This is a genomic window from Micromonospora sp. NBC_00421 (assembly GCF_036017915.1).
Lineage (GTDB): Bacteria > Actinomycetota > Actinomycetes > Mycobacteriales > Micromonosporaceae > Micromonospora.
In genome coordinates, this window is record NZ_CP107929.1 from 558,956 (window position 1) to 571,591 (window position 12,636).

9 protein-coding genes are annotated in these 12,636 nt (G+C 74.1%); 5 read left to right on the plus strand and 4 right to left on the minus strand.

What is annotated here, in order from left to right; all coding sequences use genetic code 11:
* Positions 1-8 precede the first annotated feature (8 nt).
* On the minus strand, positions 9-2,135 hold the full coding sequence (locus OHQ87_RS02485; protein ID WP_328344520.1) for a PP2C family protein-serine/threonine phosphatase: 2,127 nt from the start codon (positions 2,133-2,135) through the stop codon (positions 9-11).
* Positions 2,136-2,464: 329 nt separating this feature from the next.
* Here OHQ87_RS02485 and OHQ87_RS02490 point away from each other — a divergent pair, with 329 nt between their 5' ends.
* The 3 genes from OHQ87_RS02490 to OHQ87_RS02500 all read left to right on the plus strand — a co-directional run bounded on the left by OHQ87_RS02490 (position 2,465) and on the right by OHQ87_RS02500 (position 5,513).
* A complete protein-coding gene (locus OHQ87_RS02490; RefSeq protein WP_328344522.1) occupies positions 2,465-2,830 on the plus strand; it encodes a YciI family protein in 366 nt (121 codons plus the stop codon).
* A gap of 259 nt (positions 2,831-3,089) precedes the next feature.
* Positions 3,090-4,538: a pyruvate kinase gene (gene pyk, locus OHQ87_RS02495; RefSeq protein WP_328344524.1), complete on the plus strand. Its 1,449-nt coding sequence runs from the start codon at positions 3,090-3,092 to the stop codon at positions 4,536-4,538.
* A gap of 90 nt (positions 4,539-4,628) precedes the next feature.
* The gene (locus OHQ87_RS02500; protein ID WP_328344526.1) at positions 4,629-5,513 is read left to right on the plus strand and encodes an acyl-CoA thioesterase; all 885 of its coding nucleotides are present in this window, start codon (positions 4,629-4,631) and stop codon (positions 5,511-5,513) included.
* 101 nt (positions 5,514-5,614) lie between these two features.
* On the opposite strand, the gene OHQ87_RS02505 is transcribed toward OHQ87_RS02500, so the two are convergent.
* Complete coding sequence (locus OHQ87_RS02505; protein ID WP_328344528.1) at positions 5,615-7,381, minus strand: vWA domain-containing protein; 1,767 nt, start codon at positions 7,379-7,381, stop codon at positions 5,615-5,617.
* 30 nt (positions 7,382-7,411) lie between these two features.
* Positions 7,412-8,965: a serine/threonine protein kinase gene (locus OHQ87_RS02510; protein WP_328344530.1), complete on the minus strand. Its 1,554-nt coding sequence runs from the start codon at positions 8,963-8,965 to the stop codon at positions 7,412-7,414.
* A gap of 281 nt (positions 8,966-9,246) precedes the next feature.
* Here OHQ87_RS02510 and OHQ87_RS02515 point away from each other — a divergent pair, with 281 nt between their 5' ends.
* Complete coding sequence (locus OHQ87_RS02515) at positions 9,247-9,717, plus strand: RrF2 family transcriptional regulator (RefSeq protein WP_328344532.1); 471 nt, start codon at positions 9,247-9,249, stop codon at positions 9,715-9,717.
* Positions 9,718-9,831: 114 nt separating this feature from the next.
* Positions 9,832-10,965, plus strand: coding sequence for a sulfite exporter TauE/SafE family protein (locus tag OHQ87_RS02520; protein ID WP_442930655.1), 1,134 nt, complete (start codon positions 9,832-9,834; stop codon positions 10,963-10,965).
* 22 nt (positions 10,966-10,987) lie between these two features.
* On the opposite strand, the gene OHQ87_RS02525 is transcribed toward OHQ87_RS02520, so the two are convergent.
* The gene (locus tag OHQ87_RS02525) at positions 10,988-12,430 is read right to left on the minus strand and encodes a pyridoxal-dependent decarboxylase (protein WP_328344534.1); all 1,443 of its coding nucleotides are present in this window, start codon (positions 12,428-12,430) and stop codon (positions 10,988-10,990) included.
* Positions 12,431-12,636: the final 206 nt, after the last annotated feature.

Genomic DNA, 12,636 nt, shown 5'->3' on the forward strand with positions numbered 1-12,636 from the left:
CCGACACCTCAGCCGGCGTGCCGGATGACCACCAGCGCCTGGTCGTCGTCGGAGCCGGAGAGCTTGGTCAGGATGGTGTCCGCGATGACCTCCACCGGCTGGTCGCGCACCGGCACGAGCACCTCGTGCAGTGCCGCCACCCCGGCCTCGTACGCCTGGTCGCGCCGCTCCACCAGCCCGTCGGTGTACGCCACCAGCAGGTCACCCGGGCCGAACGCCACGGTGGTCACCGGCACCGGGTCGCGGACCAGCCCCAGCGGCAGCGAGTGCCCCGTCCAGACCGTCTCCGGCGGGTGGCCCGGCCGCAGCAGCACCGGATGCGGGTGCCCCACCCGGGCGATCTGCGCCTCGCCGGCGACCGGGTCGACCACCATCGCCAGGCAGGTGCCGAGGAACCCGACCCCGAGCAGCCCGGTCAACCGGGGGAACACCTCGGCCAGCGGCACCCCCGAGCGGATCAGGGTGTTCACCACCGTACGGAGCTGGGCCATGTCGGCGGCCGCCTCGACCTGGTGACCCACCACGTCGCCGACCACCACGCCCAGCCGGCCCTCGTCCAGTTCGACCAGGTCGTACCAGTCACCGCCCAGGTGCAGGCCGCTCATCGCCGGCTGGTACCTGGTGGCCAGCTCCAGGCCGGGCGACCCGACCGTGTCCGAGGTGCGTAGCCGATCCGCCAACCGGGTCACCAGGTTGTGCTCGGCGGCGACCAACCGGACCCGCTCCAGGGTCTGCTCGCACAGGTCGGCGATGGTGTCCAGCAACGCCAGGTCGTCGTCGTGCAGCGGCCGTTCCCGGGGCCAGCCGAAACCCAGTGCGGCGATGGGCCGCCTCGACGCGTCCAACAACGGCAGCACCACGGTGGTCACCATGCCGTACGTCGCGGCCAGGTCCGGCAGGTCGGGATGGCGGGCGGCGAACTCGGCCCGGTTGCGCAGGATGATCCGCTCACCGGTGCGCAGCGCGCGGGCGATCGGCCGCGGATCGTCGATGGTCAGGTCGTCGAAGGTGGCGACCAGCCCGGTCGGCAGCTCGCCGTGCCACACCCGGACCCGGCGGCCCTCGTCCCGTATCGCCAGGCCGGGCAGTGCCGCGCCGAGCGCCGTCGGGGCGGCGTCCAGGATCACCTCGATCGCCTCGGCGGTGGACCGGGTGACGCTGAGCCGGGCGGCGAACTCCGCCATCGCCCGCGCCGACGCGGTCAACTCGGCCCGCCGCAACGCCTGGCTGCACAACCCCGCCACCGCGTCGAGCAGGGTACGGCGGGCCTCCTCGTCGGTGACCGGCCCGGCCCAGCGCACCTCGAGCGCGCCGAGCACCGCGCCACCGCCGTCGCGCAGCGGCAGGCAGATCCCGTCGGGCAGCGGCACGGTCGTCTCCTCGCGTACCGCGCGGGCCAGCGGCTCGTCGTCGGCGACCGCCAGCCGGGACGGCCCGGTGCCGCCGGCCACCGCCAGGTCCAACGCGCCGGCCGTGGCCACCGCGACCCGGACCTCTGCCGCGCCGACCAGCGCCGGGGTGACCGAGGTGACCACCTCCGTCACCGCCGCCGTGCTGCCGGCTGCGCTGAGCGACCCGGCGAGCCGGGCCAGCCCCTGGGCCTGCCGCAGCGCCCGTCGCCGGTCCCCGGCCCGCTGGGCGGGAACGTCCCCCTCGGTGGGGGCGTCGGTGATCGTGGTGAAGACGCCGCCGGGGTGGCCGAGGGCGTCGACGACCGGGCCCGACGAGCAGACCAGCCGCCGTCGACCCGCACCGACGTCGACGTCGCGTTCGTGCCGGCAGGTGACCCGGGCGGCGGTCAGCACCTCGGTCAGCGCCGGCACGGCGTCCGGCCAGACCGCCGCGCCCCGCCGGCCCGGCGACTCCCGCCCGGCCGGGTCGAACAGCGCCAGGTAACCGTCGTTGGGCAACAGCACGAGTTCCGGACCCCACCAGACCGCCGCCGGGGTCGGGGTGTGCAGGCAGATGGCCAGGGCGGTGCGCAGGCTCTGCGGCCAGGAGTCCAGCGGCCCGAGCGGGGTGCCGGCCCAGTCGTGTCCGACGATCCGCAGGCCGGCGTCACCGGCCCGGGAGAGGAGTTCCCGCCAGCGCGAGTCGTCCGGCGGCCGGGGGGCGACGGCGGCGGAGCGAGTCATGTCGGGACCTCCGCTCTGCGGATCGAGCGCTTTCCCATCAGTCGGACCGTACCAGCGTCAGCCGACACCCACGTCGGTCGATCCCCGGTGCGGGACGTCGGAGCGCCGCCGTCCCGCCCGTCGGACCGCGCCGGACCGGGTGCGCCCACGTCGCCGGTCGGCGCACCGGCAGCAGCCTCCCGGGCAGTTGCCCCGACCGCCCGCCGGGGGCGGTCGGGTCGTGGGACGCTGGCCGGGGCCGGGGGAGCGCGGCGGGTTCGGCACCGCCAGGTCATCCCGGACGAGGTCGACGACCGGCGCGGTGGGGCGCCGACGCGCAGGGGGACGCCATGACCGGTACGCCGCAGCTGGACTTCGCGCTCGACACGTACGAGTGCATCGTGCTCTATCCGGGACCGGCCGGTCGGGTGCTGCCGAAGGAGACCGTGCAGCGGCTCCAGGCCGAACACGCCGCGCACATGCGGGCCCTGCAACGCCGGGGCCTGGTGCTGGTCGCCGGGTCGATCGACGGCCCGGCCCGGGAACCCGCCCCGCCGATCGGCATCGGGTTGGCCCGCACCGGCTCGGTCGACGACGTACGCAGCGTGATGGCGGCCGATCCGGCGGTGCAGGCCGGGCTCTACACCGTCGACGTGCTGAGCTTTCTGTGCCCGGCCGGCTCACTGGAGTTTCCGCTGGTCAAGACCGACAGCTAGCGGCCTGCGGGGAAGGAGGTCCGGCAGCGGCGGCCGATGACGGCGCCGCCGGGGCGGACGGGCACGGGAGCGCGCGGACGGCGGTGGCCGGTGAGCGGTACGATTCCCGGCGCGCGGTCGCCGATGCCCGCGCCTCCCCGACGTCCCCGGCGTGGCCCGCGTCCCGCCGGCCACGCGCCCCACGCGCGCGTCGTCGGACCCTGTTCCTCAGTCCGCAAGGGGTCGGCCCACAGGTCGACCCGGAGGAGAGACTAGCCTGATGGGCGTGAAACGCCGCGCGAAGATCGTCTGCACCCTTGGCCCCGCCACCTCGTCCCCGGAGCGGCTCCGGGGGTTGATCGAGGCGGGCATGAACGTGGCCAGGCTGAACTTCAGCCACGGCAGTCACGCCGATCACGAGTCGGTCTACCGCATGGTCCGCGAGGCAGCCGAGGCGGTCGGCGTGCCGGTCGCCATCCTGGCCGACCTGCAGGGCCCGAAGATCCGGCTCGGCCGGTTCGCCGACGGGCCGCACGAGTGGCGTACCGGCGACTCGGTGGTGATCACCGGGGACGACGTCCTGGGCACCAGGGACCGGGTCTCCTGCACCTACCGCAAGCTGCCGCAGGAGGTGAAGCCGGGCGACCGGCTGCTGATCGACGACGGCCGGGTCGCCGTCGAGGTCAGCGACGTCACCGGCAACGACATCCGGTGCCTGGTCACCGAGGGCGGCCCGGTCTCCAACAACAAGGGCGTCTCGCTGCCGAACGTGGCGGTCAGCGTCCCGGCGATGTCGGACAAGGACGCCGAGGACCTGCGCTTCGCCCTCGGCCTGGGCGTCGACCTGATCGCGCTCTCCTTCGTCCGCTCGGCAGAGGACATCAAGCTCGTCCACACCATCATGGACGAGGAGGGCGTACGCCGCCCGGTGCTGGCCAAGGTCGAGAAGCCCGAGGCGGTCGACCACCTGGAGGCGATCGTGCTCGCCTTCGACGGCGTCATGGTGGCCCGCGGTGACCTCGGCGTCGAGATGCCGCTCGACCAGGTGCCCCTGGTGCAGAAGCGGGCCGTGCAGCTGTGCCGGGAGAACGCCAAGCCGGTCATCGTGGCCACCCAGATGCTCGACTCCATGATCGAGAACTCTCGGCCGACCCGCGCGGAGGCCTCCGACGTGGCCAACGCGGTGCTCGACGGCGCGGACGCGGTGATGCTCTCCGGCGAGACCAGTGTCGGCAAGTACCCGGTGCTCACCGTCAGCACCATGGCCAAGATCATCACCACCACCGAGGCCGGCTCGATCGGGGTGCCCCGGCTCCAGCACGACCCGCGTACCCACGGTGGCGCGCTCACCGTGGCTGCCTCCTCGATCGCCCGCGCCATCGGGGCCAAGGCGCTTGTGGCCTTCTCGCAGACCGGCGACACCGTCAAGCGGCTCAGCCGGCTGCACTGCGACCTGCCGCTGCTGGCCTTCACCCCGGTCCCCGAGGTACGCAGCCAGCTCGCGCTCTGCTGGGGCGTGGAGACCTTCCTGATGCCGTTCGTGCAGCACACCGACGACATGTTCCGCCAGGTCGACCAGGCGCTGCTCGGCCTCAACCAGGCGACTCCCGGCGACTACGTGGTGATCGTCGCGGGCAGCCCGCCCGGCACCCCCGGCTCCACCAACACCCTGCGCGTACACCAGCTCGGCTCCCTGGTCGACGCCGCCTCCGCCCGGGCGCTCCAGTGAGCCCGTCGGCGTCGCGAAGAGAAGTGATCCGGTGAGCGCGAGGAGTGCGCCGGGGTTGCGCGCCCCGCAGTCGCGAACAGAAGTGATCCGGTGAACGGGCGTCCGGCGGCGACCGGTCAGGCCGCGGTCGACCAGCTCCTCGAGGTCCTCGACCTCGACCACACCGGCGAGATGACCTTCCGGGGGATGAGCCCTCCGGTCGGTCCGCAGCGGGTGTTCGGGGGGCAGGTCGCCGGTCAGGCCCTGGTCGCCGCCGGGCGCACCGTCGACCCGGAGCGGTTCGTGCACTCGCTGCACGGCTACTTCGTCCGCCCTGGCGATCCGGCCGAACCGATCGAATACCAGGTGGAGAACGTCCGGGACGGGCGGTCCTTCTCGGTCCGTCGCTCGGTGGCGTTGCAGCACGACAAGCCGATCTTCTTCATGTCGGCCTCGTTCCAGCGGCAGGAACAGGCCCTGGAACACCAGGCCCCCACCCCGCCGGACGTGCCCGGCCCGGACGACGTCCCGACGATGTCCGACCGGCTGGCCCGCTACCCGGAACGGCTCGGCATCTGGGGGCAGATCCCCCGCCCGATCGACGTCCGTTACGTCGGCGAACCCGGCTGGGTACGCCCCGGTGACCGCCCGGCCGACCCGCACCAGCGGGTCTGGATGCGCATCGACGGCAAGCTGCCCGACGACCCGCTGCTGCACGCCTGCGCCCTCACCTACGCCTCCGACCTGACCCTGCTGGACTCGGTCCTGTCGGTGCACGGCGAGGTCTGGGGGCCGGGCGGCCTGGTCGGGGCGAGCCTGGACCACGCGCTGTGGTTCCACAGGTCGTTCCGGGCCGACGAGTGGTTCCTCTACGACTGCTGGAGCCCCTCCGCCTCCGGCGCGCGGGGCCTGGCCACCGGCCGGATGTTCACCACCGACGGTCGGCACATCGCCAGCGCCGTCCAGGAGGGCCTGCTCCGCCGCGTCGGCGCGTGATCCGGCAGGGCCGGGCGGCCCCCCGGCCCGTGCCCGCCGGCCCCGGACCCCGCAGGCACCGGCCGGCTCCCGGCCCCCGACCCGTCGCCGGCCGGGGTGGGTCAGAAGCTGCTGACCACCTTGACCAGGGCGTCGTCGATGGTGGCCGGGTCCTTGGCGTCGAACGCCTTGCCGGCCGACGCCTTGGCGATCCGGTCCAACGCGGCCAGGTCCGAATCCTGGTCGAAGGCCACGCAGAAGACCTTGACCGGCTGCTTCGGGTCCAGCGCGATGTCCCGGAGCAACCGGTCCAGGTCGCTGTCCTTCTGGTACTCGTTCTTACCGTCGGTGAGCACCACCACCGCGTTGATCCGGTTCGGGTCGTAGCGGTCGAGCAGGGTGCGGTGCGCCGCGCGGACCGTCGCGTACAACGCGGTGTTGCCGCCGATGCGCAGCCCGGTCAGCTTGCGGTTGAACGCGTCCCGGTTCAGCGGCGCCAGCCGTACCTCCTCGCTGTAGGGCTTTTTCGGCCGCTGCGGAGTCTCGCTGGAGAACGACCAGAGCGCCACCTGGTCGGCGGAGTTGAGCAGCCCGATCGCCTTGCTGGCGGCCCTGGTCGCCGCCTGGAACCGGGTCTGGTCGCCGACGACGGCCTTCATCGAGCCGGAGGTGTCCACGGCGAGCAGGATGTTGGCCTTCTTGCGCAGGGTGTTCCAGCTGCCGAGGATCGCGCCGACCACCTCCGGGGTGGGCGGGTCGAAGTAGGTGAGCCGGTCGCCGCCCGGCCCGGGGACGGCGGCGAGCAGCCTGTCGTCGGGGCGGCGCTCGTCGTCCCGGAAACCCAGCGCGGCGAAGCTGCGCTGCTGCGCGCCGTCGCGGAGGAAGGCGAGGAAGTCCTCGGCGGCCTCGCGCTGCGCCGGGTCGGCCGAGGGCAGCACCACGTACGGGTGGTCCAGGTTGAAGGTGCCCTCCTTGGGATGCACCGCCACCAGCGGAACCCGGGGCTTGCTGCCGGTGGGGCTGAGCTGGCCCTGGTTGTAGAGGTAGACCAGCTCCTCCTGGAGGACGATCGCGCTCATGTCGGTCGCCGGGGCGTCCCCGCTGGCGGCGGCGTCGGCCTCGGCGAGGTTGCGCAGCAGGTCCACCGAGTCGTCGCTGTAGTGCGAGACGTTGGCCTCGATCCGCCTGACGAACTGGGTCACCGCCGGCTGGGCGAGGTCCTCGCTGGTCAGGTCGCTGGCCCGGTTGACCGCCGCGTAGTAGGTGGCGATGGTGGCGGCCAACCCCGAGGTGGACAGGTGCGGGTTGTCCTTGCCGAAGGTGAACCGGCCCCACTCGGGCTTCCCGAACGCCGCCCAGCCGGTGTCCCCGGAGAGGCCGAGGACGTCGGCCCAGCCGAGCGGGCCACGCTGCTGCACCAGCTCGCCCTTGTCCTTCGGCATCGCGATGACCAGGGGACTGTTGGCGATCGACGGGTACTGACCGGGGGTCTGCGCGGGTCGGCCCGCCGCCTTGTCCAGCAGGCGCAGCTGCCCGGTCCACAGTGACGAGGTGGGCAGCCACACCTGCGGCTCGGCTACCTGCGGCTGGGTGAGCGCCCACCCGCCGGCCAGCGCCTCCATCGCCTCGCCCGAGTTGAGGCCGTGCACGGTCACCTGCGCGCACCGCCCGCCGAAACGCCGGTCGGCGGCGTTGTACCGGTCGGCGAGCTGGGCGACCAGCTCGCTCTTCTCGGTCGAGGAGCTGACCTCCAACCGCACGCAGTCCGCCCGCTGCGTACCGGGTGCCGGCCGGACGTACAGGTACGCCGCGCCGATCACCGCGAGCCCCGCGACGACGGCCATCGCGTACGGCAGCCACGATCGGGCGGGACGCTCAGCGGTGGCCATCGGGTCCTCCAGGGGTTCGTTCGGCGTGGGTCAGGAGTCGGACCGGGGTGCCGGTGCGGGGCGCCCGGGGGGCTCCGGCGGGCCGTCCGGCGCGGCGGGCGGGGTCAGCGCGGCGGCGACCAGTAGACGGACACCGTAGACCACCACCAGGGTGACCGAGCCGAGGGCGGCGGCGGTGCCCACGGCGGTCGTGGCGACGTACCCGGTGGCGGCGCCCACCGAGCCGAGGAAGATCGCGGTCGACACCCCCCACGGGTCGGCCCATTGCCGGCGCAGCCGCCGGCCGAAGCCGTCCCGACCCACCGGCGGGGTGACCGCCGTGACCGGCCGGTCGGTGGCCGTCAGGGTGGGTGGGGGCGTGAGGGCCGGGGCGGTGGCGGTGGCCCGGGTCCACGGGGGTGCCGTCGGTCCGGCCGGGGCGGACCGGGCCGTCGCCGGTGGGGCCGTCGCCGGGTCGGTCGGCACGTGCGGTGCGTGGTGGGTGCTTGACGTGGTGGGCCACGGTGCCGTCGCCGGCGGCTCGGTCGGCACGTGCGGTGCCGGGTGGCCGGTCGACGCGGTCGGCCAGGGTTCCGCCACCCCGGCGGTCGGCCAGGGGTCCGCCGCCGCACCGGTCGGCCAGGGGTCGGCCGCCGCACCGGTCGGCGCGTGCGGGGTGGCCGGCGGGGGCACCGGCGGGGTGGTGGTCAGGGTCCGGGGCACCTGCTCGGTGGCCGCCGCGTCGGTGCCGGCCCGCAGCACGGTCTGCAGCGGCGCGTCGCCGGTGCCCGGGTGGGTGTCCCGCCCGAGCAGGCGGAGCAGCACCTCCTGGGCGTGCGGCCGGGCCCGGGGGTCCTTGTCGAGACACTGTCCGATCAGGGCGGCCAGCGGGCCGGAGAGCCCGGTCAGCTCCGGGGGGTCGTGCAGGATCCGGTGCATCACCACGGTGACCGGTCCGGTGCCGAACGGCGGCTGCCCGCCCGCCGCGTAGGCGATCGTCCCCGCCCAGGCGAACACGTCGCTGGCCGGCCCGACCGCGTCGTCGCGGAACCGTTCCGGGGCCATGTACGGGGCGGTGCCCATGATGCGGTTGGTCATCGTCTCGGTGACGTCCAGTGCGCGGGCGATGCCGAAGTCGATCACGCGGGGGCCGTCCGCCCCGAGGATCACGTTGTCCGGCTTCAGGTCGCAGTGCACCACGTCGGACTGGTGGATCGCGGCCAGCGCGGTGGCGGTGCCCACGGCCAGCCGGTGCAGCGCGTTGCCGCCGATCGGCCCCTGCTCGCGTACGTGCCGTTGCAGGGTGACGCCCTCGATGAACTCGCTGACCACGTACGGCAGGTCACCGTCCACGTCGGCGAAGAGGATCTGCGCGGTGCAGAACGGCGCCACCCGGCGGGCGGCGGCGATCTCCTTGGTGAACTGGGACTTCGCCTTCGGGTTCCGGTGCAGGTCCACGTTGATCACCTTGACCGCGACCCACCGGCCGTGCTCGTCACGGCCCAGGTAGACCACACCCTGCCCGCCCGCGCCGAGCCGGCCGACCAGCTCGTACGGCCCGGCCTGGCGCGGGTCCCACGCGTTCAGCGGTGTCACGTCCGGCATCGCTGTCGCTGCCCCTATCGGCCGGTGCTCCGGTGCGCTGTGTCGTCGCTCGGCGACCATGCCGACGACACGGGTATGGTGCCATGCCCGTGCCACCGTTGGCATCGCCCGGCCGGTAGCAGGGCACCGTCGGGCCGGTAGCAGGGCACGGTCGGGCCGGTAGCAGGCCCGGTCGGGCCGGCGGCGGGGACGGTCCGTCCGGCGAACCGTCCGTGACGCGATCGGCCGTTCGGTGGAGGGTGGCGGACCGGCCGGACGGTCCGCCGACTAACCTTGCGGCCATGCGTCTCTCCGCCCGGGTCGACTATGCCCTCCGTGCGGCCGCCGAACTCGCGTCGGTCGCCGACGGCGCGGACTCCGGGCGGTCGCGGCCCGTCACCGCCGAGCAGATCGCCCGGTCGCAGGACATCCCACCGAAGTTCCTGGAGAGCATCCTGCTCCAGCTGCGCCGGGGCGGCATCGTGCACGCCCAGCGCGGCCCGGAGGGTGGCTACTGGCTGGCCCGACCGGCGGCGGAGATCTCCCTCGCCGAGGTGATCCGGGTGATCGACGGCCCCCTCGCCCACGTCCGGGGGCAGCGCCCCGAGCAGCTCGGCTACCGCGGCGCGGCACAGGCGTTGCAGGAGGTCTGGATCGCGTTGCGGGCCAGCGAGCGGGAGATCCTGGAGCAGGTCAGCATCGCCGACGTGGCGGCCGGGGTGTTGCCGGGGCGGATCAACGAGCTGGCCGCCGACCCGCGCGCCTGGAGCTGAGCCCGGCGGAGCCGGTGGCGCGTCCCAACTACCAATCAGGGGGTTGACCCGCGGGCCGCGATGCCGCATTGTCGACCAAGTCGATAGGAGATACCGAAAAGTTCGGAGGGGCTCGTGCGCAAGCTTCTGGTGCTCGCCCTGGTGGGCCTGGCCGCGCAGCTCGTCGACGGCGCGCTCGGCATGGCGTACGGGCTCACCTCGTCCACCCTGTTGCTCTTCGTCGGCGTCGCCCCCGCCGCCGCCTCGGCGTCGGTGCACCTCGCCGAGATCGGTACCACCCTCGCCGCCGGTGTCGCGCACTGGCGGTTCGGCAACGTCGACTGGCGGGTGGTCACCCGGATCGCCCTGCCCGGCGCGGTCGGCGCGTTCGTCGGGGCCACCTTCCTCAGCTCCATCTCCACCGAGAACGCCGCCCCGTGGATGGCCGGCATCCTGTTCACCCTCGGGGCGTACCTGCTCGTGCGTTTCTCCCGACCGCTGCGCCAGCGCTCCGGCGCGGGGCCGCTGCGTGGCCGGTTCCTCGGCCCGCTCGGCCTGGTCGCCGGGTTCGTCGACGCCACCGGCGGCGGGGGATGGGGGCCGGTGGCCACCCCGGCGCTGCTGGTCTCCGGCCGGATGGAACCCCGCAAGGTGATCGGCTCGGTGGACACCGCCGAGTTCGTGGTGGCCGGGGCGGCCAGCATCGGTTTCCTGATCGGCCTGGGCAGCGAGGGCTTCCTGCTGCCCACCGTCGCGGCGCTGCTGATCGGTGGCCTGATCGCCGCGCCGGTGGCCGCCTGGCTGGTGCGGATCGTCCCCGCCCAGCTGCTGGGCGCCACCATCGGCGGGGTGATCGTGCTGACCAACGCCCGCATCCTGCTCAACGCCGGCGACGCCGGGTCGACCGCCCGCCCGGTGGTCTACACGCTGCTCGCCCTGGGCTGGGTGGTGGCCCTGACGCTGGCCGTCCGCGCGCTGCGCCGGACCCGCCGTGCCCGCGCCATCGTCGACGCCCACGCCACCGACGCCCACGCCACCGACGCCCACGCCACCGACGCCGACGCCGACGTGTGGGCCGACGTCCACGCCGGCACCCGCGTCGCCGCCGAGGTCGACACCCGTGCCACCGCCGAGGTCGACACCGGTGCCACCGCCGATGCCGACGTCCGGGCCGGTGCGGACGCCCGCGCCGACGCCGGGACGGCACCGCGTCCGGTCACGCCCGCGCCGGACGCGGCCCCCGACGCGCTGGTCGTGGCCGAGCGCTGACCTTTACCGGTACGCCGGCAGCTCAGTCCCCGGTCCCGGCCAGGATCTCGGTCGCCGCGCTCGACAGCAGGTCCCACGCCCGGTCCACGTGCTCCGGCCCGGTCAGCGGCGAACCGACGGCCAGTCGCAGGGTGTACCGGCCGTTGACCCGGGTGTGGGTCAGGTGCACCTGGCCGCTGTCGTTGACCCGGGCCAGCAGTGCCGCGCTGGCCTCGTCGCCGGCCCGCAGCCGGAACGTGACGAGCGAGAACGGGTGCGGGGCGGCGAGGGCGAACCGGTCGTCGGCCAGCACCCGGGTGGCGAACCCGTCGGCCAGGGCCACCCCGGAACGCAGGTGCGCGCGCAGCCCTTCGACGCCGTACCAGCGCATGACGAACCAGAGCTTGAGCGCCCGGAACCGGCGGCCGAGCGGCACCTGCCAGTCCCGGTAGTCGATGACCGCGCCGGACTCGCTGGCGGCGTTGCGCAGGAACTCCGGCATGACGGTCAGCGCCTCGACCAGCTCACCTCGGTCGGCCACCCAGAAGGCGTCGCAGTCGAAGCCGGTGAGCAGCCACTTGTGCGGGTCGAAACAGTACGAGTCGGCGTGCTCGACACCTGCGTGCGACCAGCGCAGCTCGGGGCAGATCGCCGCCGCCCCGGCGTACGCGGCGTCGACGTGCAGCCAGACGCCGTACTCGGCGCAGATCGCGCCGATCTCCGGCAGCGGGTCGACGGCGGTGGTGGAGGTGGTCCCGATGGTCGCCACCACGATGGCCGGCACCTCGCCGGCGGCCAGGTCCGCCGTGATCGCCGCGCGCAGCGCCGCCGGCCGCATCGCCTGGGTCTCCGGGTCCACCTCGATCGTCCGGACGCCCTGCTCGCCGAGCCCGGCGACACGGGCCGCCTTCTCGATCGAGGAGTGCCCGTGCACCGAGGTGTACGCCCGGTACCGCCTGTCGACGCCCACCTCCCGCCAGCGGCCCTTGCCGGCCCGGTGCAGGGCGGCCAGGGTGGCGACCAGCGTCGCGGAGGAGGCCGAGTCCTGGATGACGCCGCCGCCGGGGCCGGTGGAGCGGAACCTCGCCGGCAGGTCCATCAGGTCGGCCAGCCAGTCCAGTACCACCGTCTCCAGCTCGGTGCCGGCCGGGTTGGTGGCCCAGAGCATCCCCTGGGTGCCGAGGCCGGAGCTGACCAGGTCGGCCAGCACGCTGGGGCCGCTGGTGTTGGCCGGGAAGTAGCCGAAGAAGCCGGGGTGCTGCCAGTGGGTGACCCGGGGCACGATGATCTCGTCCAGGTCGGCAAGCATCGCCGCGACCGGCTCACCGTGCGCGGGCGGGGTGGTCGGCAGGGCGGCGGTGACCGTGCCGGGCGGGTCCTGGGGGACGACCGGGCGCTGGTCCAGCGTCCGCCAGTAGTCGGCGACCCAGTCGACCACGGCGTAACCGGCGCGGCGGAACTCCTCCGGGTCCATGTGCTCAGCCATGGGCCAAGTCGATCAGGTGGGTCGCCCGGGAGCAAGAGCGGGTACGGGTTGTGCGGCCGGAAAGCGTTGTCCTACGATCCAGCTGCGCGGAGTCGAACTATGGATGTCGATGCAAGGCGTCCCGTCACCACCGTCAGCGTGGCGCACCATCCCGCCGGTCTGGGCAGGCCGGCGTCGTCGCCGTGCGCTGACCTCCGCGAAAGGCG